Source organism: Salipiger bermudensis HTCC2601 (assembly GCF_000153725.1).
GTDB classification, from domain to species: domain Bacteria; phylum Pseudomonadota; class Alphaproteobacteria; order Rhodobacterales; family Rhodobacteraceae; genus Salipiger; species Salipiger bermudensis.
The window spans coordinates 633741-656152 of record NZ_DS022276.1 but is presented as its reverse complement, the minus strand read 5'-3'; the positions used below and the strand labels follow the sequence as shown (position 1 = coordinate 656152).

Sequence of the window (22412 nt, the reverse complement as noted above, 5' to 3'; positions counted from 1 at the left end):
GCAGCGGCAAGGCCGCTTCGGCGCGGACGGGTCTTTCGATTCGCGCCGGGCTCGCTGTCCTCATTCTGGGGGCGGCGGCCGGGTGCAGCGTGGTCTCGCCGCCGGGCGACGACCTGATGCTGGACGTTGCGGGCTCGGCCGTGGCGCCGATCCTCGCCAGTAAGGCGCCGGGTGTGCCGACCGACACCGCAGTCGCCTGCACGCTGGACTATGCCAGCCAAGGACAGCTTCAGGCGCTGGCGGAGAACTCGGCCCTCGGCCAGACCGAACTGAACGACGACATCGTCACCGACATCCTCTTCACCCAGGGCACCCGCGAGTGCATGAGCGACAACCTCATCGACCGCGCGCTGTTCTAGGAGACCCGACTTGCGCAAGATCCTTCTCCTCACCCTGTTGCTCGCCGCCTGCTCGACCCAGAGCCAGGATGCGATCGCGCGCGGTGCGGCGCGTTCGACGGTGACCAAGATCGTGGTGGACCGCTTCCCCGGCGCCCCGGTCGAGCCGGTGCTCGACTGCGTCATCGACAACGCCAGTGCGACGCAGATCTATGCGCTCGCCGCCGACACCATCGGCGGTCCCACCGAAAGCTCGATCCAGATCGTCGCCGACGTTGTGCAGAAGCCCGAGACCATCACCTGCCTGAGCACCACGGGGCTCGCGGCGGTTCTGTCCGGGGCAGGGGCGTGACGATGAGCATCGTTGCGCACAACAGCATGTTACCGACGGCGCGTTTCGCGCCGACCCGAAATTTTGTATGGTCCGGTAAGTCGTCCGGGCCGGACCTTGCCAACCCATAGACTCACCGAAAGGAAAGCAGAGGCTCGCCATGGTTCAGTTCACGCTTCCGAAGAATTCCCGCATCCGCACCGGCAAGACCTGGCCGAAACCGGATGGCGCGACCAACGTGCGCGCGTTCAAGATCTACCGCTGGGATCCCGACACCGGTGAGAACCCCCGCGTCGACACCTACTACCTCGATATGGACAAGTGCGGCCCGATGGTTCTGGACGCGCTCATCAAGATCAAGAACGAGGTCGACCCGACGCTGACCTTCCGCCGCTCCTGCCGCGAAGGCATCTGCGGGTCGTGCGCGATGAACATCGACGGCATCAACACGCTGGCCTGCATCTACGGTCTCGACGAGATCAGCGGCGACGTGAAGGTCTACCCGCTGCCGCACATGCCCGTGGTCAAGGACCTGATCCCGGACCTGACACACTTCTACGCCCAGCATGCCTCGATCATGCCGTGGCTCGAGACCAAGACCAACCGTCCCGAGAAGGAGTGGAAGCAATCCATCGAGGACCGCAAGAAGCTCGACGGTCTGTATGAGTGCGTGATGTGCGCCTCGTGCTCGACCTCCTGCCCGAGCTACTGGTGGAACTCGGACCGCTACCTCGGACCGGCGGCGCTGCTGCACGCCTACCGCTGGATCATCGACAGCCGCGACGAAGCCACCGGCGAGCGTCTCGATCAGCTCGAAGACCCGTTCAAGCTCTATCGCTGCCACACGATCATGAACTGCACCAAGACCTGCCCGAAGGGCCTGAACCCGGCGAAGTCCATCGCCGAGATCAAGAAGATGCTGCTGAACCGGCACGTCTGATCGCAGGTCGAACGCGAGACAGTAACGCCGTTCCCCGCGGGGAGCGGCGTTTTCCGTTACTAGGGGCTCAGGCGCGGACGACCGAGACGCTCTGCGAGAGCAGCGTTGCGGGCGCCTGGCTTTCCATGAAGGCGATGTCATAGGCATCGCGGCCCACGGCGATCAGCGCGAGACTGTCGGCTTGGCACATGCCGGTAGGGTCGACGAGATGCCAGCCATCCTCGAGCCAGACCTGGCCCACGGCGTGGAAGTCCTGCGGCGTCACGTCCGGGCCATAGGCGGCAGCCGCGCGGGCCGGGATCTGCGCCGCCCGCACCATGGCGCAGAACAGGTGCACGTAGTCGCGGCACACCCCCTCGCGCCCGGCGAAAGTCTCGAGCACGTTGGTGTCGGAATCCGAGCTGCCGGGCACGTAGGAGAGCTCGGCCTCGATCCAGTCGCGGATCGCCGCCACCTTTCGGCCGCCTGCGAGATGCCCGAAGCGCTTGTTGACGAAGGCCACGAACTTGTCCGACTGACAGTAGCGCGAGGGCCGGATGTAGGGGGCAGGCTCGGACGGGATCAGATGCAGCGGCAGCGCCTCCAACCCGTCGAGCGCGGGCGCGGGGCGCGTGATCTCGACCTCGGAGCGGTAGCTCAGGCGCATCTCCTGCCCTGGAATGCGCGCCCAGATGCGTTGGCCGACACCGCAATCGCCCTCGATGCGATGCAGCTCGGCATCGCCGAGATCCATGCTCTCGCTCAGGACCGTCTGGCCCTCGGTCCGCGCCGCCTCGAGCACCAGCGCCACGGTGTTGGGCTCGGTGAAGCTGTAGTGCATCTGTACGTCGATCGAAACGCGCATCGGGCTCGTCCTTTCCTTGGCTCGGTCTGGGGGGAGGGCGCGGCGGCTCTGTCTGCCACGCTACAACAATTCGGCGCTCCCTGTCCGGATTCGGGACGCGATGCAACCGGAAGGATGGTTGGCTGCGCCATCATCGTGCGGACCTAGGGGAAACATGCATCCAGCGCATTTCGCACTTGCAGCAATCGGGGGTGTGCTGCGCTGCAGCAAGGTCTATCTAGGGCTTGTAAGGGGAGGAAAGACGGACACGACACCGAAAGGCCAACCCGATGCAAGACCAGACCCAACAACAGATCGACGCCGCCGAGGCCCTCGCCATCCTCGAGCAGGCCTATGCCTATTACCAGCCCGAGCCGGTTCTGGTGCATGACGCCGACCGCGTCGCCGATGAAGAACCCGGCACCTGCGCCTACTACCAGGCCGCCTGAGGGCTGGCCTGCCGGGAAGGCAGAGCTAGGTTTCCCTCATGGTTTCTGAACTCCCCGAACGAGGCCCGCGGTGATTTTCGCTGTCGGCCTCGTTATCGCGTTTGTCATTCTGCTGGTCTTCAACATGAAGAACCGCGACCGTCGGCAATGCCGGTGGCGCGAGTACCGGCAGGGTGACACCAGCCAGTGGCGCTGCATCCATTGCGGTGCCGCGACCGAGGGCACCCCCGGCGAGGTGCCGAAGCTCTGCTTCCGGGATCGTGGCTGAGAGGCGCGAGAGCGCCCGCACAGCCTGCCCAGCCCCTTAGTGTTTCCCTGTGAACCGATTGATCGTGCAATCTGGTGCCCCTTGAACGGTGCCGGGCGCTGGCGCATGGACATCCCCGGTTTTTCCGTTAACCCTTGCCCGCAACGCCGGGCGCAAGACCCGGCAGGGGATAAGGGAAGAGAACAGGGAGTTCCGGAATGTCCATGAAAACGCTTCTCGCGGCGGCGAGCCTCGTTGCGATGGCCGCCAGCGCGCAGGCCGAAGTCAAGATCGGCATGATCACCACGCTTTCGGGCGGCGGCGCGAGCCTCGGCATCGACACGCGCGACGGCTTCATGCTGGCGATGGAGGCCGCCGGCCGCGACGACGTCGAGGTGATCATCGAGGATGATCAGCGCAAGCCCGACGTGGCGGTGCAGCTGGCCGACAAGATGATCCAGTCCGAGAAGGTCGACATCCTGACCGGCATCGTCTGGTCGAACCTCGCCATGGCGGTGGTGCCGGCGGCGACGGCGCAGGGCAAGTTCTACCTCTCGACCAACGCGGCCCCGGCGCAGCTGGCGGGGCGCGGCTGCAACCCGAACTATTTCTCGGTCTCCTACCAGAACGACAACCTGCACGAGGCCGCGGGCGCCTATGCCAAGTCCGAGGGCTATACCAACCCCTTCATCATGGCGCCGAACTACCCGGCGGGGCAGGACAGCCTGAACGGCTTCAAGCGCTTCTACGGCGGTGAGCTGGCGGGAGAGGTCTATACCAAGCTCGGCCAGACCGATTACGCTGCCGAGATCGCGCAGATCCGTGCCTCGGGCGCAGACAGCATCTTCTTCTTCCTGCCCGGCGGCATGGGGATCTCGTTCCTCAAGCAATATGCCGACAGCGGCGTCGATCTGCCGGTGATGGGTCCGGCCTTCTCCTTCGATCAGGCCATCCTGCAGGCCGTGGGCGAGGCGGCGATGGGCGTGAAGAACGGGTCCAACTGGTCCAAGGATCTCGACAACGCGGCCAACGCCGCCTTCGTGTCGGGCTTCGAGGAGACGTACGGCCGCCTGCCGTCGCTCTATGCCGCCTATGGCTACGACACCGCCAACCTGCTGCTCTCGGCGCTCGACGTGGCCGAGCCGTCCGACGCCGAGGCGTTCCGCGCGGCGCTGAAGGCGGCGGAGTTCGACAGCGTGCGCGGTGAGTTCAGCTTCGATACCAACCAGCACCCGATCCAGGACATCTACATCCGCGAGGTCATCAAGGAGGGCGAGGTCTACACCAACAAGATCGTCGCCACCGCGATCGAAGACCGCTCTTCGGCCTATGTCGACGAGTGCTCGATGAACTGATCCTGCGGGGGCCTGATCGTCAGGCCCCCGACACGACGAAGGCCCCAGATGTCCCCGATCCTGCTTGCTGAACAGGTCCTGAACGGCCTGCAATCCGGCGTCATGCTGTTTCTCATGGCTGCCGGTCTGACGCTGATCTTCGGCGTCATGGGGCTGATCAACCTCGCCCATGGCTCGCTCTACATGATCGGCGCCTTCGCGGCGGCGGCCGTCGCGGGCGCCACCGGTTCGTTCGCGCTGGCGCTGGTGGCGGCGCTGGCCGCTGCCGCGGCCGCGGGCGCGCTGATCGAGCTGCTGGTGATCCGCAGGCTTTATGCCCGCGACCATCTCGACCAGGTGCTGGCCACTTTCGCGCTGATCCTGATCCTGTCGGAAGGCACCCGCTGGCTCTTCGGCTCCTTCCCGCTTTATCTCAACATGCCCGCAGGCCTTTCCGGCACCGTCACGCTGCCCGGCGGCATCGTCTACCCGGTCTATCGGCTGGCGCTGATCGCCGTGGGCATCGCGGTGGCGCTGGGGCTGTGGTGGCTCAACGCCCGCACCCGGCTCGGCATCCGCATTCGCGCCGGCGAGAACGACCGCGAGATGATCGCGGCACTCGGCGTCGATATCTCGAAGCTCTACACGCTGGTCTTCGCCATCGGTGCGGCGCTGGCGGGGCTGGCGGGGGCGCTGGTGGGGGCGATCCAGTCGGTGCAGGTGGGCATGGGCGAGCCGGTGCTGATCCTTGCCTTCGTGGTGATCGTGATCGGCGGCATCGGCTCGATCAAGGGCGCGCTGATCGGGGCGCTTCTGGTGGGGCTCACCGACACGCTGGGCGGGGTGTTGCTGCCCGAGCTGTTCAAGCTCTTCACCGATCCCGCCAGCGCCGCCGCCACCGGCTCGGCCTTCGCTTCGATGGCGATCTACGTGCTGATGGCCGGCGTGCTGATCTGGCGCCCCACCGGCCTTTTCGGAGCGCGCACATGAGCCGGGAACGCCTGCTGAACGGCGCGCTGCTCTTGGCGCTGATCGTGATCCCGGGATGGGCACTCTACGCCGACGAGCCGTTCACCATCACGCTCGCCACGCGCGCGGTGATCTTTGCGCTGGCCGCCGTCGGGCTCAATATCGCGCTCGGGCTGGGCGGGCTGGTGAGCCTTGGCCACGCGGTGTTCTTCGGCATCGGCGGCTATGCCATGGGCATCCTCGCCAGCCACGCGCAGAGCTACACGCCGCTGATCGAATGGCCTTTCGTGATCGAGGGCACGAAATCGATGCCGGTGATCTGGCTCGTGGCCATCGTGGCCTCGTCGGCTGCGGCGCTGCTGATCGGACTTCTGAGCCTGCGCACCTCGGGCGTCTATTTCATCATGATCACGCTGGCCTTCGGTCAGATGATGTATTTCTTCGCCATCTCCTGGCCCGCTTATGGCGGTGAGGACGGGCTGTCGATCTATGTGCGCAACGGCTTTCCCGGCCTCAACACGCTTGTTCCAATCCAGTTCTACGGCCTGTGCCTCGCGTTGCTCTGCCTCGTGCTTGCCTTCAACGCGCGGCTGATGCGTTCGCCCTTCGGGCTGGCGCTCGACGCGGCGCGGCAGGTGCCCGAGCGGGTGCGTGCCGTGGGGCTGGACCCGCGGCGGCTGCAGCTGGTGGCGCTGGTGATCTCGGGCGCCATCACCGGGCTGGCAGGGGCACTCTTTGCCGATCTCAATCGCTTCGTTTCGCCCACCATGCTGAGCTGGCAGATGTCGGGCGAGATCATGGTCTTCGTGATCATCGGCGGCGTGGCACGGCTCTTCGGCCCGGTGGCGGGGGCGGGGATCTACGTGCTGCTCGAGCATCTGCTGGGCGGGGTCAGCGAGTACTGGCAGATCTTCCTCGGGCTGGTGCTGCTGATGGTGGTGCTGTTCGGCAAGGGCGGTGTGGTCGGCATGATCGCCGGGAGGCGGCGCGATGGCTGATCCGGTTCTCGCGACTCACGGCCTCAGCAAGGCCTTCGGCGCCCTGCAGGCCAGCGACGCCATCTCGCTCGAACTGCGCGCCGGAGAGATCCACGCGGTGATTGGCCCGAACGGAGCCGGCAAGTCCACCCTGATCGCGCAGATCTGCGGCTCGCTCGCGCCGGATGCGGGCCGGGTCGAGTTCCTTGGCCGCGACGTGACGCAAGAGAGCACGCAGGCGCGGGCGGCGCGTGGGCTGGCGCGCACTTTCCAGACCTCGGCGCTGGCGATGGAGGACACGGTGTTGCAAAACGCGCTGCTGGGGGCGCTCGGCGCGTCGGGGCGGCCGTGGCGGTTCTTCTCGCGCGCCTCGCGCGATGCAGCCCTGCTCGACCGGGCCGAAGCGGCGCTCGAGGCGGTGGGCATCGCCGATCTCTGCGAGCTGCGCACCGCCGAGCTGAGCCACGGCCAGCGCCGCCAGCTGGAGGTGGCCGTCGCCCTGACGCTGGAGCCGAAAGCCTTCGTCATGGACGAGCCGATGGCTGGGCTGGGGCAGGAGGGCTCGAAGCGGCTCACCGGCTTCCTCGACGGGCTGCGGGCCCAGGCCCCGATCCTGCTGGTCGAGCATGACATGGACGCTGTGTTCGCGCTGGCCGACCGGATCAGCGTTCTGGTCTATGGCAAGGTCATCGCCACCGGCAGCGTCGCCGAGATCCGCCGCGACCCGCTGGTGCGCGACGCCTACCTGGGGGACGAGGCATGAGCCTGCTGTCGCTGCACCGACTCACCGCCTCCTACGGGGACAGCCAGGCGCTGTTTGGCGTCGACCTCGAGATCGCCGAGGGCGAGGCGGTGGCGATGATGGGCCGCAACGGCATGGGCAAGACCACCACGGTGCATTGCATCTGCCGGATGCTGCCGGCCCACGGCACGCTGGTCTTCGACGGGCACGACCTGTCGCGCCTGCCGAGCCACCGCGCCGCGCGGCTGGGCATCGGGCTGGTGCCCGAGGGGCGGCGCTGCTTCCGCGATCTGAGCGTCACCGAGAACCTGATCGCCGCGGCGCGCCCGGGCCATTGGGATGCCGCCCGGGTCGAGGCGCTGTTTCCGCGCCTGGCCGAGCGCCGGGGCCAGCGCGCCGCCTCTCTCTCTGGTGGCGAACAGCAGATGCTGGCGATTGGCCGGGCCCTGATGACCAACCCGCGCCTGTTGATCCTCGACGAGGCCACAGAGGGGCTCGCGCCTACCGTGCGGCAGGAGATCTGGCAGGCGGTGGCAGCGCTCAAGGCCGAGACCGGCATGGCGCTGCTGGTGATCGACAAGTCGCTGAAGGAGCTGCGCTGGGCCTGTGACCGCGCGGTGATCCTCGAACGCGGCCGCAGCGTCTGGTCGGGCACCATGGCCGAGCTCACGCCGGAGATCGGCGAGCGCCATCTCGGGCTCTGAGGGCGGCCATTGATTTCGTTGCCGTCGCTCACTAGCCATTTCGGGGAAGACTGATCGAGGAGCGCCCGAAATGACCCAAGCCCCCGCCGATGCCGAAGCCCGCCGCGCCGTCGCGCCGGTGATCTGCTATCCCAACGAGACGCTGCCGGTGCCGGACATGGCGCTCTACACGCAGGCGCTCGAGGGGGCCGAGGTGATCGAGACGGTCCTCGCCGCGCCGCGCGAGGCCTGCAGCTTTCGCGTGTGCACCGGGCAATTCTTCCGCATCACCAGCGTCGAGGGCCCGCAGGTCGGAGATCTGAACCTCTGGAATGCCGATGACCTGTCCGAGCGCTTCTATTCCGGCAAGACCCGCGCGCTGCATGGCACGCACCTGACCACGGGCGAGCGCATGTGGTCGGCCTTTCCGCATCTGCGCCCGATGGCGACCATCGTCGAAGATACGCTCGGCTGGTACGGGATCGACCCTTATGGCGGCTCGGTGCACGACGTGATCGGCACGCGCTGCGATCCCTATACCGGCAACCTGCTCTCGGGCTCTCAGTACCATCACTGCTGTCATTCGAACCTGATCCGGGCGCTGGCCGACGCCACTGGCATGAGCTTGGCCGAGGCCGAGCCGCACGTGCATGACGTGCTGAACGTGTTCATGTGCACCGGCTTCACCCGTGACACCGGGCAATATTTCATGAAGGCCAGCCCGGTGCGCCCCGGCGACCACCTGACCTTCTTTGCCGAAATTGATTTGCTGGGCGCGCTCAGCGCCTGTCCCGGCGGCGATTGCTCGTCCGAGCACAGCTCGGACAGCGCCGCCTGCCATCCGCTGCAGGTCGAGATCCTGGCGCCGCGCGAAGGCGCTCTGGAGGGGTGGCAGGCGCCCGCGCGCAACGGATATGACCGCAGCCACGGGCGCTGAGCCTGTCTTGGGGGAGGCGGCCTTAGCTGAAGGCCGCCTCGAGTGCGATCTGCACCATGTCGCCGAACGAGCTCTGCCGGTCTTCGGAGGGCAGCGCCTCTTGGGTGAGAAGGTGGTCGGACACGGTAAGCACGGCCAGCGCGCGCACGCCGTGGCGGGCAGCAAGATTGTAAAGCTCTGCCGCTTCCATTTCGACTCCGAGGATGCCGTGTCGCGTCATCATCTCGGTGAGGTCGGGGCGTTCATCATAGAACACGTCGGAGGAATAGATCCCGCCGACATGGCAAGTGGCTCCGGTGCCTTTCGCCGCCTCGACCGCTGCATTGAGCAGGCCGTAATCGGCGCAGGGCGCGAAGTTCAATTCCCGGAAAATGCCGCGCGACGGGGTCGACAGCGATGAGGCGGTCATCGCGACGATCACGTCGCGGATTCCCACATGTTCCTGCATCGCCCCGCAGGAACCGATCCGGATCAGCGTCTTTGCGCCGTAGTCCCGGATCAGTTCGTTGGCATAGATCGACAGGCTTGGCATGCCCATGCCCGAGCCGTGAATGGTGACGCGGTTGCCTTTCCATGTGCCGGTGAATCCCAGCATTCCACGAACGCGGTTCACACAGACCGGATCATCGAGAAAGGTGTTGGCGGCCCATTCGGCCCGCAGCGGATCGCCGGGCATCAGCACCGTTTCGGCGATCTGCCCGGGCTCTGCGCCGATATGGACCGTCATCAGAGCGCCAGATCTTCCATCGACTTGCCCTCTTCGAGAGCGGCGACGACCCAGTTGGGCTTGCGGCCACGACCGGTCCAGGTCTGATCCGGGTCGGCGGGATTTGCGTATTTCGGAGCGCCTTTCGAGCCCTTCTTTTCGTTCGCCGCGAGGATCTCTTCGAGCGAGAAGCCAAACTCTTTCGCGGCCTGCTCGGCGGCGCGCTTGGCTTCGGCGCGACGGCGCGCGTCAATTGTCTTGAGTGCCTTTTCGACATCAGTTTTGAGCTCGGTGAGCTCTTCTTTCGAAAGGGACTCGAGATCGAAGTTCATTTTTATTCTCCTTGGTATTCTGTAGGATGCCTCCTCTTTTGGTATTTTTCTTTTTAACGGGTAAACTCAAGAGGACATTCTGTGTCAGATGAGCGAAAGTTTGCATAAAGGCATAAAGCCGCTCACCTTTTCCGGGAGCGGCTTCACAATTCCTCCATTATTGGGGGCGCAGTGCTTTATTGCGCGGCGACTGCCTGGGGATCGACCAGTGTCACGATATCCATCATGATGGTGTTCAGATTGAAGTCTTTTGGCGTGTAGACTTTTGCCACGCCCATCGCTTTGAGGCGCTTTGCATCCTCGTCGGGAATAATCCCGCCAACGATGACCGGCACATCCGAAAGCCCCTCGGCCTGCATCCGCTCCATCAGGTCCTCGACCAGCGGAATGTGGCTGCCCGACAGGATCGACAGGCCGACCACGTGGGCACCGGTCCTGGCCGCCTCGACGATCTGTTCCGGTGTCAGGCGGATACCCTCGTAGTCGATCTCCATGCCGCAATCGCGGGCGCGGAAGGCGATCTGCTCGGCGCCGTTGGAATGGCCGTCGAGCCCGGGCTTGCCGACGAGGAAACGCAGCCGGCGGCCAAGCCGGTCGCTGACCGCATCGACCGCGTCGCGGATATCGTCGAGCCCCTCGGTCTTGTTGCTGACCGCGCGCGACACCCCGGTGGGGCCGCGATATTCGCCGTGAACGCTGCGCATCTGCTGGGCCCATTCGCCGGTGGTGACGCCGGCCTTGGCGGCCTTGATCGAGGCGGCCATGACATTGCGCCCTTCGGCCGCCGCCGCACGCAACTCGGCCAGCGCGGCGCTTACCGCGGCCTCGTCGCGCTCGGCGCGCCACGCGTTCAGGCGGGCAATCTGCTCCTGCTCGACCGCCGGGTCGACCACCATGATGCCGCCATCCTCGCCGACCAGCGGCGAGGGCTCGCCCTCGGTCCACTTGTTGACGCCGACGACGGTGGTCTCGTTGCGCTCGATGCGGTTCAGGCGCTCGGCGTTGGAGTCGACCAGCCGCGACTTCATGTAGTCGATCGCGCCGATCGCGCCGCCCATGCTGTCGATATTGCCAAGCTCGGCGCGGGCGCCGTCCTTCAGCGCCTCGACCTTGGCGTCGACCGCCGGGTTGCCGTCGAAGAGATCCTCGAATTCCAGCAGGTCGGTCTCGTAGGCGAGGATCTGCTGCATCCGCATCGACCATTGCTGGTCCCACGGGCGCGGCAGGCCAAGTGCCTCGTTCCAGGCCGGCAGCTGCACCGCGCGGGCGCGGGCCTTCTTGGAGAGCGTCACGGCGAGCATCTCGATCAGGATGCGGTAGACGTTGTTCTCGGGCTGCTGCTCGGTCAGCCCGAGCGAGTTGACCTGCACGCCATAGCGGAAGCGGCGGAACTTGGGGTCTTCCACGCCGTAGCGTGTCTCGAGGATCTCGTCCCAGAGATCGACGAAGGCGCGCATCTTGCACATCTCGGTGACGAAGCGGATGCCGGCATTCACGAAGAACGAGATCCGCCCGCAGAGCGCCGGGAAATCCTCGGGCGCGACCCGCGGTTTCAGCTCGTCGAGCACCGCGATGGCGGTGGCAAGCGCAAAGGCCAGCTCCTGCTCGGGCGTCGCCCCGGCCTCCTGCAGGTGATAGGAACACACGTTCATCGGGTTCCATTTCGGCACGTTGGTATAGCAGTACTCGGCCACGTCGCCGATCATCTTCAGCGACGGTTTCGGCGGGCAGATATAGGTGCCGCGGCTGAGGTACTCCTTGATCAGGTCGTTCTGAACGGTGCCCTGGAGCTTCGAGACATCGGCGCCTTGTTCCTCGGCCACCGCGATATAGAGCGAGAGCAGCCAGGGTGCTGTGGCATTGATCGTCATCGAGGTGTTCATCTGCTCGAGCGGGATCTCTTCGAACAGGGTGCGCATATCGCCAAGGTGGCAGACCGGCACGCCGACCTTGCCGACCTCGCCGCGCGACAGGATGTGGTCGCTGTCATAGCCGGTCTGGGTGGGCAGGTCGAACGCCACCGAAAGCCCGGTCTGACCGCGCGCGAGGTTGCTGCGGTAGAGCGCGTTCGACGCTTTCGCGGTGGAATGGCCGGCATAGGTGCGGATCAGCCAGGGCCGGTCGGCCTTGGACGCGGGGGCGCTTTGGGGGCTGTCTTTCTGAACGTCCGTCATGTCGGTCTCCGTGGGCAGATCAGAATCGTGTTTGCAAGCTTGTTGCGTTCGGGACTTGGTATGCGAAATAAAATGTCTCGTCAATTCGCCGCGCTGCGGCGTTCTCGGGCAGTTTTGCGACGCAGCGTCAGGTGAACCCGGTGGCAGGCACGAATTCTACCAAGGATTCCCCGATTCAGCGCTATTCTGGGCGCATCGCCGGCGGTTCGGCCGCGCCTTTGGCTTCGACATTGGTCGCAGCGATCCAAGTTTCTGCGGCTGCTCGGTCATAAAGTTACAAAATACACCTTGGTTGTTGTTGCATTGTTGCGTGGCCAAATGTATCTCCCTAGATCGAAGCCCCGCGATTCTGCACTGCGGCGCGGGGCCGGAGGACAAGGCCAGACAAGATCGACACGATCGCAACGGATTACTTGAGGAAGGAGGCCCCGATGGCTCTGGATACGCAAACCGGGATCGCGCCCTACGATGCGCCGGAAAAAGACCTCTACGAGATCGGCGAGATGCCGCCTCTCGGTTACGTGCCGAAGAAGATGTATGCTTGGGCGATCCGCCGCGAGCGTCATGGCGAGCCGGACAAGTCGTTCCAGAAGGAAGTGGTCGATACCTGGCAGGTCGACAGCCACGAGGTGCTGGTTCTCGTCATGGCGGCGGGCGTCAACTACAACGGCGTCTGGGCCGGGCTCGGGGTGCCGATCTCGCCCTTCGACGTGCACAAGCAGGAGTATCACATCGCCGGCTCCGACGCCTCGGGCATCGTCTGGGCGGTTGGTGACAAGGTCAAGCAGTGGAAAGTCGGCGACGAGGTCGTGATCCACTGCAACCAGGACGATGGCGACGACGAGGAGTGCAACGGCGGCGACCCGATGTTCTCGCCGACGCAGCGGATCTGGGGCTACGAGACCGGCGACGGCTCCTTCGCCCAGTTCGCCCGCGTGCAGGCCCAGCAGCTGATGCCGCGCCCCAAGCACCTGACTTGGGAAGAGAGCGCCTGCTACACGCTGACGCTGGCAACCGCCTACCGGATGCTCTTTGGTCACCACCCGCACGAGCTCAAGCCCGGCCAGAACGTGCTGGTCTGGGGCGCCTCGGGCGGCCTCGGCTCATATGCGATCCAGCTGATCAACACGGCCGGCGCCAACGCCATCGCGGTGATCTCGGAAGAGGACAAGCGCGACTTCGTGCTCGGCCTCGGCGCCAAGGGCGTGATCAACCGGAAGGACTTCAAGTGCTGGGGCCAGCTGCCCACGGTCAACACGCCGGAATATAATGACTGGATGAAAGAGGCCCGCAAGTTCGGCAAGGCGATCTGGGATATCACCGGCAAGGGCGTGAACGTGGACATGGTCTTCGAGCACCCGGGTGAGGCGACCTTCCCGGTCTCGACGCTGGTCTGCAAAAAGGGCGGCATGGTGGTGATCTGCGCCGGCACCACCGGTTTCAACTGCACCTTCGACGTGCGTTACATGTGGATGCACCAGAAGCGCCTGCAGGGGTCGCACTTTGCCCATCTCAAGCAGGCCGCCTCGGCCAACCGCCTGATGGTCGAGCGCCGCCTCGATCCCTGCATGTCCGAGGTGTTCGGCTGGGACGAGATCCCCGACGCCCACATGAAGATGCTGCGCAACCAGCACAAGCCCGGCAACATGTCGGTTCTGGTGCAGGCGCCCAAGACCGGGCTGCGCACCTTCGAGGAGGCGCTGGAGGCCCGCGGTTAACCGCTCCTTCAGGCTGACCCTGCTAGAAACGCCCGCGAATCGTGATCCGGTTCGCGGGCGTTGCCGTGTCCGGGCGGAAGGCCGCGTTGGATCAGCGGTTTGCGGCGCGCGCCCCCACCGTTTCGGGGGAGGGGATTTGCGTGAATTTATCGGGAATTGTGCAGCTGCTACGCTGACGTTTACCTTTTGTTAACTTGGTGCGGGAGACGCTCTCCATGCGACATGAATGGATCATCGACGTGCTGACCGATCTCAGGGGATATGCACGCGCCAACGCGCTCGAGGCTCTGGCAGAGCAGCTCGCAGACGCGCAGGCCGTGGCAGAGGTCGAACTGGCGTCGTCTGCTGGGGAGCGTGGTATTGGGACGAGTGGACAGGGTACCGGCAGCGGGAGGGTTTATCGCCCCGCTTGAGAATGTGCAGCGGCTGGAGGATCTCCAGCACATCACCGAACAGATGAGGGATTGCCTGGGGGTCGATCACCTCGTCTATCATTGGATTGGGGCGCAGGGGGCGCAGTACGGGTGCGGCACCTATACGCCCGACTGGCTCGCGCGCTACGTGGCGCAGGGCTACCTGCGGGTCGATCCGGTGATCCAGGGCTGTTTCCAACGCTTCCATCCGGTCGACTGGAAGGCGCTCGACTGGTCCTCGAAAGCGGCCCGGGCCTTTCTCAAGGATGCACTGCGGCACGGCCTCGGCAATCAGGGCTTTACCGTCCCGATCCGCGGGCCGAACGGACAGTTTGCGCTCTTCACCGTCAACCACGGCTGCGAGGATGCGCTCTGGTCCAGCTTCATCGCGCAATGGCGGGCAGAGCTGATCCTCGCGGCGCATGGCATCAACGCCAAGGCGCTCGAGCTGATGCCGGGGCCGGCCAGCCAGGCCCCGGTGGCGCTGTCCCCGCGCGAGCTCGACGCCATGCGCCTGCTCGCCAGCGGTCTCAGCCGGGCGCAGGTCGCCGCCGAGCTCAACATCTCCGAGCACACGGTGCGGGTCTATATCGAAGGCGCGCGCTTCAAGCTCGGGGCGCTCAACACCACCCACGCCGTGGCCCGCGCGATGAGCTGTGGGCTGATCGCGCTCTAGGCGCCCGCCGCGCGCGATGGGCTCTGGCCCTCGCCTGCGCGCGGCTTTAGGGTCCGCGCCATGGATCTGCCCGCACTGACATTCTCCGAAGACCAGGCCGAGGCCTGGGACCGCGTGGCAGAGATGCTGCGCGAGGCTGGCGTCGATCTCGACGACGGCTCCGTGGTTCCCGCCAAGGAGGGGCCGGGGCGGGTCATGGCGCTGATGGGCAAGGCGGGCTCGGGCAAGACGCTGCTGCTTTCGGAGCTCTGCAAGGCGCTGGACAGCGCCGGGGCCGAGATCGTCTCGGGTGATTACGAGAGCCGCCGCAAGGGGGACAAGCGCAGCTTCGCGGTGCTGGCCCCGACCAACAAGGCGGCCAGCGTGCTGCGCATGCGCGGGGTGCCGGCGACGACCATCCACCGCATCATCTATACGCCGGTCTACGATCCCGAATACGAGCGCATCGCCGAATGGCTGATGGGCAATGTCGAGCAGCCCGAGATCGAGGATCTGAGCCCCGAGGCACTGGAACGCGCCCGGACTTCCTACGAGGCGCACAAGTCGGTGCCCGCAGCGCTCGCCGCCGCCGGTCTGCGGGGCAGCGATTTCATCACCGGCTGGAAGCGCCGCGAGGAGCCGCTCGACATTGGCTTCGTCGACGAGGCCTCGATGCTCGACGACCGCCAGTTCGAGGACCTGCAGGAGATCTTCCCCAACCTCGTGCTGTTCGGCGATCCCGCGCAGCTCGCGCCGGTCAACCAGTCGGGTAAGATGGTGTTCGACGGCGTGCCCGACGAACAGAAGCTCGAGCTGCACCGCATCCACCGGCAGGAGGCCGACAACCCGATCCTCGACCTCGCCCATGCGCTGGCGGATCCCTCGCTCGAGTTCCAGGATTTCGAGCGTATGATCAAGGAGAAGGCGCGGCAGGACGACCGCGTTGTCTGGAGCCAGCGCGTCGAGGTCGACCTGATGGCCCGCTCGCCGGTGCTGGTCTGGCGCAACGCCACGCGCATCCGGCTGATCAATGCCTTTCGCGCGGTGCACGACGCGCCCGAGACCGAGCTGCTGCCCGGCGAGCCGCTGATCTGCGACGGGCTCGAGCTGCCGCTCAAGCACCGCAAGAAGCGGCTCGACCTCGAGGCGCGCGGCCTGATCAAGGGCGCGCAGGTGATCTATCTCGGGCCGGGGCGCAAGCCCGGCTTCTCGCGGCTGCACGTGATGGGCGCGCCCGACCCGCAGGTCTCCGCGGCCTCGATCGTGAAGATCGAGAAGCCCGACGAGGAAGAGCCCTTCATCCCCTTCGCGGCGCGCATGGGGGCGACCTTCCTGCATGGCGCCGCGGTGACGATTCACAAGGCGCAGGGCTCGCAATGGGAGCAGGTGCAGGTCTTCGCGCCCGACCTTTTCGTGGCGGCGCGCATGGGGCGGGTCGAGGCCGGTCAGCCGCTGTGGAAACGGCTGGCCTACGTGGCGATCACCCGCGCCTCCGAGCGGCTGCACTGGGTGGTGCGCAACCGCCTGTCGCGGCCCTCGGGGCTTCTGCGGACCGATGACCTCAAGGCGCCGGCCGTGGCACTGGAACTAGAAGCACAGGAAGGCGATCTGCTATGAGCGACGGTCTCGACACGCCCTCGAACTTCGCCCGTCACCTCGGCTACGAACTGGTGGAGTGGCGCGAGGACTACGCCCGCTACGAGATGCCGATCACCGAGGTGCTGGGCAATCGCGGTGGCATCCCGCATGGCGGCGTGCACGCGACCCTGCTCGACAGCGCCATGGGCATCTGCGGGTGCTGGACCGGTGACGCGGAGATCCGCAAGACCGCCCTGACCCTGTCGCTGAACGTGCAGTATATCGGTCGACCCGTCGGCACGCGTCTGATCTGCGAGGGGTTTCGCACCGGGGGAGGGCGCAGCACCTTCTTCGCCGAAGCGGTTCTTCGCGATGACACCGGCGCGCTGGTCGCAAAAGGCACCGGCGTGTTCCGGCAACGCACGAGCTGAGCGTCGCGGCTGCGGCACGGGCTAAAGGGGGCGCTGCCCCCTCTTGCGCAAGCGCCAATTCACCCCCGAGGTATTTGAAACCAGAGAAGGGAAGGGCGCAGCGCCCCTGTCTCTTCTGGCTTTAAATATCCCCGCCGGAGGCTGGCCGGCCCCTGCGGCCGGGTGCGCGGCGGGGCTCAGTAGCCGGCTGCGCGGTCCACGAGATGCAGAAGCGGTTCGCCCGCCTCGCCGCGCCTGATGTTCTCCGCGATGACGCGGGAGGCGCTGGGCACCCGGGTCTCGGAGGCAATGTGCGGGGTGACGGTGACCTTCGGATGGGCCCAGAACGGATGTTCTGCCGGCAAGGGCTCGGTACGGAAGACGTCGAGTGTGGCGTGGGCGATCTGGCCGCTGTCGAGGGCGGCGATCAGCGCATCGTCCACGATCAGCGGGCCTCGGCCCGGGTTCACGATGACCGCACCGCGAGGCAGTTGCGCGAGCCTCTCGGTGTCGAGCAGGTCGCGGGTGGCCGGCGTGTCCGGCAACAGCAGCACGAGGATCTCGGCGTTCTCGAGGGCTTCGGAGAGCCCATCGGATCCGTGCAGCGTGGTGATGCCGGCAACGGTCTTGGGGCTGCGCGACCAGCCGGTGACCGGGAAGCCCAAGGCACTCAGCGCCTCGGCGCAGGCCAAGCCCAGCGTGCCGAGCCCGAGGATGCCGACCGGACGCTCGCCGGCCAGCGGCGGCACGACCGGGCGCCACGCCTGCTCGGGATTGGCGATGTAGGCATCCATACCGAGGTGATGGCGCAGCACATGCCCGGTGACGTATTCCACCATGCCCTGCGTCAGCCCCTCTTCGTCGACCATGCGGGCCAGAGGGACGGTCAGCGTCGGGTTGCCGGTGATCTTCTCGACCCCGGCCCAGAGGTTCAGCACCGCCTTGAGCCGTGTATAGGGGGTGAAGTCCTGCAACCAGGATCCGGGCGCGTAGACCACGTAGTCGACGCTCTCGGGGTCGGCCTCGTAGGCGAGCTGGTAGTCGAGCCCGGTGGCGTCGAGGGCGGTGCGCAACGGCGCCTCGTATTCGGCCCAGAGGTCGGGGCCGGCGGCGAAGAGGATGTTGGTCATGTCAGCGGGGCCTGTGGATGTGGGCGCTCTGCACCAGTCCGAACGCGATCATCAGGACCAGCATCGCCGAGCCGCCGTAGCTCACCAGCGGCAACGGCACGCCGACCACCGGGGCGAGGCCCATGACCATCGACATGTTGACGGCGAAGAACAGGAAGAAGGTCAGGCCGATCCCGAGGATCAGCAGCGAGGAATAGCGGTCGCGGTTCTGCAGCGCCGCGACGATGCAGAACAACAGGACCAGGACGTAAAGCACGAGCAGGGAAAAGCCGCCGACGAAGCCGAACTCCTCGGCCAGCGTGTTGAAGATGAAGTCGGTGTGCTTCTCGGGCAGGAAGTTGAGCCGCGACTGAGTACCTTGCATGAAGCCGCGCCCGGTCCAGCCGCCCGAGCCCATGGCGATCTTGGCCTGGGTGATATGGTAGCCGGCGCCGAGCGGGTCGGTGGAGGGATCTAGGAAGGTGTCGATGCGGCGGAACTGGTAGTCCTTCAGCAACTGCCAGGGCGTCCCGCGCGACAGGAATACCGTGTAGATGCCGCCCCCCGCGGCAGCGATCACCACGGCGAAATAGGCCCAGTGCACGCCCGCGAGGAACATCATCAGCCCGCCGGCGGTCATCAGCAGGATGGCGGTGCCGAGGTCGGGCTGGGTCAGGGTCAGGAAGGTCGGCGCGAGGATCAGGATCAGCGGCGCGATCACCCAGATCGGCCGCGACACCCGCTTCATCGGCAACCAGTCGTAATAGGCGGCGAGTGCCATCACGAGGGCGATCTTCATCAGCTCGGAAGGCTGCAGCCGCATGAATCCAAGATCGATCCAGCGCTGGGCCCCCATGCCCACGGCGCCGAACAGTTCCACCGCGACGAGCAGCGCCAGCGCCACGAGGTAGATCAGTGCGGAGAGATTGCGCCAGAGCCAGATCGGCACCATCGCGGTGATGAACATCGCCGCGAGCCCGAGGCCGAAGCGCTCCATCTGCGGCTCGGCCCAGGGCTGCAGTGCGCCGCCGGCGACCGAGTAGAGCATCAGGAAGCCGACACAGGCCACCGCGGTGAGCAGGATGATCAGCGGCCAGTTCAGGTAGAGGACCTTGCGCCAGCCCGAGGGCACCGTCTTGACGGTATATTCAAGATAGCTCATGCCCGGCGCCCCGCCTCGGCGGCGCGCTTGGCGCGCTCGGCTTCGAGCCGCTCCTGCTGGGCCTTGATACGCTCGCGGTCGCCGGCCGGGTAGGCCTCGAGCGGCGGCGTGCCCTTGTAGAGTGCCTGAAGCGTGATGTCGCGCGCGATGGGGGCCGCCGTGGAGGAGCCGCCGCCGCCATGCTCGACGACGATCGAGACGGCGATGCGGGGGGCATCATAGGGGGCAAAGTTCACGAAGAGCGCGTGGTCGCGCTCTTCCCAGGGCACATCCTGGTTGCGCACCACGCGGTTGAGCACCTGGCTGGTGCCGGTCTTGCCGGCGAGCCGCATGTCCTCGGCGATGATGCGCGAGCGGTAGGCGGTGCCCCGGCGGCTGTTGGAGACCACGAACATCGCCTTGCGGATCAATTTGAGGTGAGCTTCGTCGATATCGAGCGGCGTGCCGCCGCGAGACGGCGTCTGCAGGCCGCCGACGCTGCGCACGAGGCGCGGCTCGACCGAGCGCCCGGTGGCCACGCGCGCCACCATGATGGCCTGCTGCAGCGGCGAAGTCAGCACGTAGCCCTGGCCGATCGAGGCGTTCACCGTGTCGCCGATGCGCCATTCGGCCCCTCGCTCGCGGCGCTTCCAGTCGCGGTCGGGCATCAGGCCGGCGGTGACCGCCGACATCGGCACGTCGGGGGCAGTGCCAAGGCCGAGCTTGCGGCCCATCTCTGCGATGCGGTCGATGCCGACCTTGAGCGCGAGATCGTAATAGTAGACGTCGCAGCTGTCGCGCAGGCTCTGTTCGAGGTTCACGTGGCCGTGGCCGGCGCGCTTCCAGCAGTGGAACCGGCGCGAGCCGATCTCCATGTGGCCCGGGCAATAGACGGTCTCGTCCGGACGGATCAGCCCGGCTTCGAGCGCCGCCAGCGCGGTGACGATCTTGAAGGTCGAACCCGGCGGATAGGCGTCTTGCACGGTCTTCGAGGCCAGCGGGCGGTGGTTGTTCTCGCGCAGTACGCCGTAGTCGCCGACCGAGATTCCGCGCACGAACTTGTTGGGATCGTAGGACGGCGAGGAGGCAATGGCGAGCACGTCGCCATGCTCGAGATCGACCACCACCGCCGAGGCGCTCTCCTCGCCGAGCCTTGCCTTGATGTAGTCCTGCAGCTCGCTGTCTAGGGTCAGCTGCAGGTCGGCGCCGGCCTCGCCCTCGCGGCGGTCGAGCTCGCGCATGACGCGGCCCACGGCGTTGACCTCGACGCGCTTGGCGCCGGCGGAGCCGCGCAGCTGTTCCTCGAACTTGGCCTCGACACCGACCTTGCCGATCTGGAAGCGCGGGATGCGCAGCACCGGCTCGGGGTCCTCGTAGCGGGCGAGGTCGCGCTCGGAGACCGGGCCGACATAGCCCACCACATGGGCGAATGTCTCGTGCTGCGGGTAGAACCGGCTGAGGCCGACCTCTGGATAGACGCCGGGCAGGGCGGGGGCGTTGACCGCGACACGGCTGATCGCCTCCCAGCTGACCCGGTCGGCCACGGTGACCTGCAGGAAGGGCGGCGAGGTGCGCATCTCCTCGAGCGCGCGGGTCACATCCTCGGGCCGCAGGTCGACCAGCGCCGACAGCCGCCCGATGACGTCTTCGACATCGCCGGCATCCTCGCGCCGCATGGTGATGCGGTAGGTCTGCTCGTTCTCGGCGATGAGCCGGCCCTCGCGGTCGAAAATTCGGCCGCGCGAGGGGGGGATGAGGTGGATGTTGATGCGGTTCTCTTCCGCCATCAGGCGGAATTCGGCGGCCTGGTCGACCTGCATGTGCCGCATCCGCAACCCCAGCACCCCGGCAAAGGCGATCTGGGCGCCGCCCAGCAGAAGGCCGCGCCGGGTCATCCGGCGGCTGCTTTCGGCGCTGTCCCGTGGTGTGCGTCTCACAGGCTCCTCCCGGCATGATCGAAGTCGCCCGGCGCCATCCGGCGCACCCCGAGCAGACCTTGCGACAGGATCACCACGAGCGGGTAGGCCGCGATGGTGGTGGCGTATCGCATCAGGGTCAGGAAAGCGGTTCCGGTCGGCACGATCAAGAGGGCAAGCACGAGACGGTACGCGATCGTGATCGCCAGCAGCACGATCGCGACCCGGAGCCACTCCATCAGGAAGGTGGTCTCGCGGTCGCGGCGGTCGCGCGACTTGAGGAACTCGACCGCCAGCAGCATCAGCGCGGCCCAGAGCCCGGGCGGGCGCTGGAACAGGATATCGGCCAGCAGCATGACGCCGGCAATCGACAGCGCCGGAACGTAGTCAGGCCGGCGCAGCGCCCAGGCAAAGCACAGCGCGACAAGGACGTCGGGCCCGGCAAAGCGCGGCGGCATCATGTCGAGCGGCAGCAGGCGATAGAACATCACCAGGAGCGCGATCCCGATGAAGGCCGCGCGCATGACCCAGATGCGGGCAGGGCGGGCCTCAGCCATCGCCGGGCACCGGGGCGGGCGGCATCTCGATGGCCGGCGGCGTCGCCGGCAGGATCAGCGCCGAGGGCGAGCCGACCCGGCGCGCACCGTGGTCGCGCAGCACGCGCAGGAACTCGAGCCGTTCGTAATCAGCGGCAAGGCGCACCCGCAGGCGGCCGCCGGGATCCTCGGCCACCTGTCCGATCAGCAGCCCCGGCGGAAAGACCTCGCCATCGCCGCTGGTGACGATCCGGTCGCCGGGGCGCACCTGGTCGGGATCCTCGAGGAAGTCGATCGGCGGCGCGGCGGAGTTGTCGCCGGTGATCAGCGCCCGCTGCCCCGAGGGCTGGATGATCGCCGGGATGCGGCTGGTGGCATCGGTGAGCAGGATCACCCGGCTGGTGTTGGCCCCGACGCCCGAGATCCGTCCCACGAGGCCGATGCCGTCCATGGTGGCCCAGCCGTCGACGATGCCGTCGCGCGAGCCGACGTTGATCAGCACCGACTGACGGAACGGCGAGCCGCTATCGGCCAGCACCACGCCGGTGATGTAGGTCAGCCGCGGGTCGAGCCGCACGTTGTTGAGGTCGCGCAGCCGGGCGTTCTCCTGCTCGAGCTGCAGCGCGGCCTCCTTCCAGGCGGTCATGCGGCGCAGCTCGCGGCGCAGCTCCTGGTTCTGGTCGTAGATGCGCTGGTAGCTCTGGAAGTCGCGCAGGATGCGCACCGCGCCGGTGACCGGCGCCATGGCCCAGTCGAAGCCCGGCATCACCGTGTCGACGATCTGCGCCCGGAAACGTTCGGCCCGCGGGCTGTCGATGCGCCAGAAGATGAACAGGCCGACGAGGCACAACAGCAGGACCGCCAGAAGCAGGCGCTTCAGCGGACCGGCATAGTCCTCGGAATTGGTCCCATGCTTCGCCATTCAACTCATCTTAGCGTCGGCGGGCGGCTCCG

25 protein-coding genes are annotated in these 22412 nt (G+C 66.6%); 16 read left to right on the top strand and 9 right to left on the bottom strand.

Going from position 1 to position 22412, the window contains the following annotated elements; translation table 11 throughout:
- Positions 1–116 precede the first annotated feature (116 nt).
- From R2601_RS03125 to R2601_RS03115, 3 genes are all read left to right on the top strand, one after another.
- Positions 117–359: a hypothetical protein gene (locus tag R2601_RS03125; RefSeq protein WP_254656029.1), complete on the top strand. Its 243-nt coding sequence runs from the start codon at positions 117–119 to the stop codon at positions 357–359.
- A gap of 10 nt (positions 360–369) precedes the next feature.
- A complete protein-coding gene (locus tag R2601_RS03120) occupies positions 370–690 on the top strand; it encodes a hypothetical protein (protein ID WP_007793422.1) in 321 nt (106 codons plus the stop codon).
- Between the two features lie 139 nt (positions 691–829).
- Entirely contained in the window at positions 830–1609 is a 780-nt protein-coding gene (locus tag R2601_RS03115) for a succinate dehydrogenase iron-sulfur subunit (RefSeq protein ID WP_007793417.1), read from the top strand.
- A 67-nt stretch (positions 1610–1676) separates the two neighbouring features.
- On the opposite strand, the gene R2601_RS03110 is transcribed toward R2601_RS03115, so the two are convergent.
- Entirely contained in the window at positions 1677–2453 is a 777-nt protein-coding gene (locus tag R2601_RS03110; protein ID WP_007793415.1) for a transglutaminase-like domain-containing protein, read from the bottom strand.
- 269 nt (positions 2454–2722) lie between these two features.
- On the opposite strand from R2601_RS03110, the gene R2601_RS26900 reads away from it, so the two are divergent.
- From R2601_RS26900 to R2601_RS03075, 8 genes are all read left to right on the top strand, one after another.
- Positions 2723–2881, top strand: a complete 159-nt coding sequence (locus R2601_RS26900; protein WP_007793412.1) for a hypothetical protein — start codon at positions 2723–2725, stop codon at positions 2879–2881.
- A gap of 70 nt (positions 2882–2951) precedes the next feature.
- A complete protein-coding gene (locus tag R2601_RS03105) occupies positions 2952–3149 on the top strand; it encodes a hypothetical protein (protein WP_007793410.1) in 198 nt (65 codons plus the stop codon).
- A gap of 197 nt (positions 3150–3346) precedes the next feature.
- Positions 3347–4483, top strand: coding sequence for an ABC transporter substrate-binding protein (locus R2601_RS03100; protein WP_007793408.1), 1137 nt, complete (start codon positions 3347–3349; stop codon positions 4481–4483).
- Between the two features lie 48 nt (positions 4484–4531).
- Positions 4532–5452: a branched-chain amino acid ABC transporter permease gene (locus R2601_RS03095; RefSeq protein WP_007793407.1), complete on the top strand. Its 921-nt coding sequence runs from the start codon at positions 4532–4534 to the stop codon at positions 5450–5452.
- Positions 5449–6429 carry a branched-chain amino acid ABC transporter permease gene (locus R2601_RS03090; RefSeq protein ID WP_007793405.1) on the top strand — a complete coding sequence of 327 codons (981 nt, stop codon included), beginning with the start codon at positions 5449–5451 and terminating at the stop codon, positions 6427–6429. Before R2601_RS03095 ends, R2601_RS03090 begins: the two co-directional genes overlap by 4 nt.
- Positions 6422–7171 carry an ABC transporter ATP-binding protein gene (locus R2601_RS03085; protein ID WP_007793397.1) on the top strand — a complete coding sequence of 250 codons (750 nt, stop codon included), beginning with the start codon at positions 6422–6424 and terminating at the stop codon, positions 7169–7171. Before R2601_RS03090 ends, R2601_RS03085 begins: the two co-directional genes overlap by 8 nt.
- Positions 7168–7854 (top strand): ABC transporter ATP-binding protein, encoded by a 687-nt coding sequence (locus tag R2601_RS03080; RefSeq protein ID WP_007793396.1) that lies wholly within the window; start codon positions 7168–7170, stop codon positions 7852–7854. Before R2601_RS03085 ends, R2601_RS03080 begins: the two co-directional genes overlap by 4 nt.
- Before the next feature lie 70 nt (positions 7855–7924).
- Positions 7925–8770: an urea carboxylase-associated family protein gene (locus tag R2601_RS03075; RefSeq protein WP_007793390.1), complete on the top strand. Its 846-nt coding sequence runs from the start codon at positions 7925–7927 to the stop codon at positions 8768–8770.
- A 22-nt stretch (positions 8771–8792) separates the two neighbouring features.
- Here the strand turns inward: R2601_RS03075 and deoD are convergent, their stop codons facing one another.
- From deoD to R2601_RS03060, 3 genes are all read right to left on the bottom strand, one after another.
- Positions 8793–9497, bottom strand: a complete 705-nt coding sequence (gene deoD, locus R2601_RS03070) for a purine-nucleoside phosphorylase (RefSeq protein ID WP_007793387.1) — start codon at positions 9495–9497, stop codon at positions 8793–8795.
- Positions 9497–9808 carry an H-NS histone family protein gene (locus R2601_RS03065; protein ID WP_007793383.1) on the bottom strand — a complete coding sequence of 104 codons (312 nt, stop codon included), beginning with the start codon at positions 9806–9808 and terminating at the stop codon, positions 9497–9499. Before R2601_RS03065 ends, deoD begins: the two co-directional genes overlap by 1 nt.
- Before the next feature lie 176 nt (positions 9809–9984).
- Positions 9985–11982 carry an ethylmalonyl-CoA mutase gene (locus R2601_RS03060; protein ID WP_007793380.1) on the bottom strand — a complete coding sequence of 666 codons (1998 nt, stop codon included), beginning with the start codon at positions 11980–11982 and terminating at the stop codon, positions 9985–9987.
- Between the two features lie 431 nt (positions 11983–12413).
- Here R2601_RS03060 and ccrA point away from each other — a divergent pair, with 431 nt between their 5' ends.
- The 5 genes from ccrA to R2601_RS03035 all read left to right on the top strand — a co-directional run bounded on the left by ccrA (position 12414) and on the right by R2601_RS03035 (position 16777).
- Positions 12414–13700: a crotonyl-CoA carboxylase/reductase gene (gene ccrA / locus R2601_RS03055; RefSeq protein ID WP_007793377.1), complete on the top strand. Its 1287-nt coding sequence runs from the start codon at positions 12414–12416 to the stop codon at positions 13698–13700.
- Positions 13701–13915: 215 nt separating this feature from the next.
- A complete protein-coding gene (locus tag R2601_RS27220; protein ID WP_007793374.1) occupies positions 13916–14113 on the top strand; it encodes a hypothetical protein in 198 nt (65 codons plus the stop codon).
- Positions 14114–14117: 4 nt separating this feature from the next.
- The gene (locus tag R2601_RS03045; RefSeq protein ID WP_007793371.1) at positions 14118–14789 is read left to right on the top strand and encodes a helix-turn-helix transcriptional regulator; all 672 of its coding nucleotides are present in this window, start codon (positions 14118–14120) and stop codon (positions 14787–14789) included.
- A gap of 60 nt (positions 14790–14849) precedes the next feature.
- On the top strand, positions 14850–16385 hold the full coding sequence (locus R2601_RS03040) for an ATP-dependent DNA helicase (protein ID WP_007793369.1): 1536 nt from the start codon (positions 14850–14852) through the stop codon (positions 16383–16385).
- Entirely contained in the window at positions 16382–16777 is a 396-nt protein-coding gene (locus R2601_RS03035; protein WP_007793366.1) for a PaaI family thioesterase, read from the top strand. Before R2601_RS03040 ends, R2601_RS03035 begins: the two co-directional genes overlap by 4 nt.
- Before the next feature lie 176 nt (positions 16778–16953).
- Here the strand turns inward: R2601_RS03035 and R2601_RS03030 are convergent, their stop codons facing one another.
- The 5 genes from R2601_RS03030 to mreC are packed head-to-tail and all read right to left on the bottom strand — an operon-like array spanning position 16954 to position 22380.
- Positions 16954–17886, bottom strand: a complete 933-nt coding sequence (locus R2601_RS03030) for a 2-hydroxyacid dehydrogenase (protein ID WP_007793363.1) — start codon at positions 17884–17886, stop codon at positions 16954–16956.
- 1 nt (position 17887) lies between these two features.
- Positions 17888–19027: a rod shape-determining protein RodA gene (gene rodA / locus R2601_RS03025; protein ID WP_007793361.1), complete on the bottom strand. Its 1140-nt coding sequence runs from the start codon at positions 19025–19027 to the stop codon at positions 17888–17890.
- Entirely contained in the window at positions 19024–20943 is a 1920-nt protein-coding gene (gene mrdA, locus R2601_RS03020; protein ID WP_040544319.1) for a penicillin-binding protein 2, read from the bottom strand. The genes rodA and mrdA overlap by 4 nt, the downstream gene beginning before the upstream one ends.
- Positions 20940–21479, bottom strand: coding sequence for a hypothetical protein (locus tag R2601_RS03015; protein WP_007793354.1), 540 nt, complete (start codon positions 21477–21479; stop codon positions 20940–20942). The genes mrdA and R2601_RS03015 overlap by 4 nt, the downstream gene beginning before the upstream one ends.
- Positions 21472–22380, bottom strand: a complete 909-nt coding sequence (gene mreC, locus R2601_RS03010; protein ID WP_007793351.1) for a rod shape-determining protein MreC — start codon at positions 22378–22380, stop codon at positions 21472–21474. Before mreC ends, R2601_RS03015 begins: the two co-directional genes overlap by 8 nt.
- Positions 22381–22412: the final 32 nt, after the last annotated feature.

Bases quoted from the DNA above. Each gene is read 5' to 3' on its own strand.
- R2601_RS03060 (WP_007793380.1), bottom strand. From the start codon at position 11,982: ATGACGGACGTTCAGAAAGACAGCCCCCAAAGCGCCCCCGCGTCCAAG.
- R2601_RS03100 (WP_007793408.1), top strand. From the start codon at position 3,347: ATGTCCATGAAAACGCTTCTCGCGGCGGCGAGCCTCGTTGCGATGGCC.
- ccrA (WP_007793377.1), top strand. From the start codon at position 12,414: ATGGCTCTGGATACGCAAACCGGGATCGCGCCCTACGATGCGCCGGAA.
- R2601_RS03035 (WP_007793366.1), top strand. From the start codon at position 16,382: ATGAGCGACGGTCTCGACACGCCCTCGAACTTCGCCCGTCACCTCGGC.
- R2601_RS03015 (WP_007793354.1), bottom strand. From the start codon at position 21,479: ATGGCTGAGGCCCGCCCTGCCCGCATCTGGGTCATGCGCGCGGCCTTC.
- rodA (WP_007793361.1), bottom strand. From the start codon at position 19,027: ATGAGCTATCTTGAATATACCGTCAAGACGGTGCCCTCGGGCTGGCGC.
- R2601_RS03110 (WP_007793415.1), bottom strand. From the start codon at position 2,453: ATGCGCGTTTCGATCGACGTACAGATGCACTACAGCTTCACCGAGCCC.
- deoD (WP_007793387.1), bottom strand. From the start codon at position 9,497: ATGACGGTCCATATCGGCGCAGAGCCCGGGCAGATCGCCGAAACGGTG.
- R2601_RS03085 (WP_007793397.1), top strand. From the start codon at position 6,422: ATGGCTGATCCGGTTCTCGCGACTCACGGCCTCAGCAAGGCCTTCGGC.
- R2601_RS27220 (WP_007793374.1), top strand. From the start codon at position 13,916: ATGCGACATGAATGGATCATCGACGTGCTGACCGATCTCAGGGGATAT.
- R2601_RS03095 (WP_007793407.1), top strand. From the start codon at position 4,532: ATGTCCCCGATCCTGCTTGCTGAACAGGTCCTGAACGGCCTGCAATCC.
- R2601_RS03075 (WP_007793390.1), top strand. From the start codon at position 7,925: ATGACCCAAGCCCCCGCCGATGCCGAAGCCCGCCGCGCCGTCGCGCCG.
- R2601_RS03040 (WP_007793369.1), top strand. From the start codon at position 14,850: ATGGATCTGCCCGCACTGACATTCTCCGAAGACCAGGCCGAGGCCTGG.
- R2601_RS03115 (WP_007793417.1), top strand. From the start codon at position 830: ATGGTTCAGTTCACGCTTCCGAAGAATTCCCGCATCCGCACCGGCAAG.
- R2601_RS03080 (WP_007793396.1), top strand. From the start codon at position 7,168: ATGAGCCTGCTGTCGCTGCACCGACTCACCGCCTCCTACGGGGACAGC.
- mreC (WP_007793351.1), bottom strand. From the start codon at position 22,380: ATGGCGAAGCATGGGACCAATTCCGAGGACTATGCCGGTCCGCTGAAG.
- R2601_RS03125 (WP_254656029.1), top strand. From the start codon at position 117: ATGCTGGACGTTGCGGGCTCGGCCGTGGCGCCGATCCTCGCCAGTAAG.
- R2601_RS03030 (WP_007793363.1), bottom strand. From the start codon at position 17,886: ATGACCAACATCCTCTTCGCCGCCGGCCCCGACCTCTGGGCCGAATAC.
- R2601_RS03065 (WP_007793383.1), bottom strand. From the start codon at position 9,808: ATGAACTTCGATCTCGAGTCCCTTTCGAAAGAAGAGCTCACCGAGCTC.
- R2601_RS26900 (WP_007793412.1), top strand. From the start codon at position 2,723: ATGCAAGACCAGACCCAACAACAGATCGACGCCGCCGAGGCCCTCGCC.
- R2601_RS03090 (WP_007793405.1), top strand. From the start codon at position 5,449: ATGAGCCGGGAACGCCTGCTGAACGGCGCGCTGCTCTTGGCGCTGATC.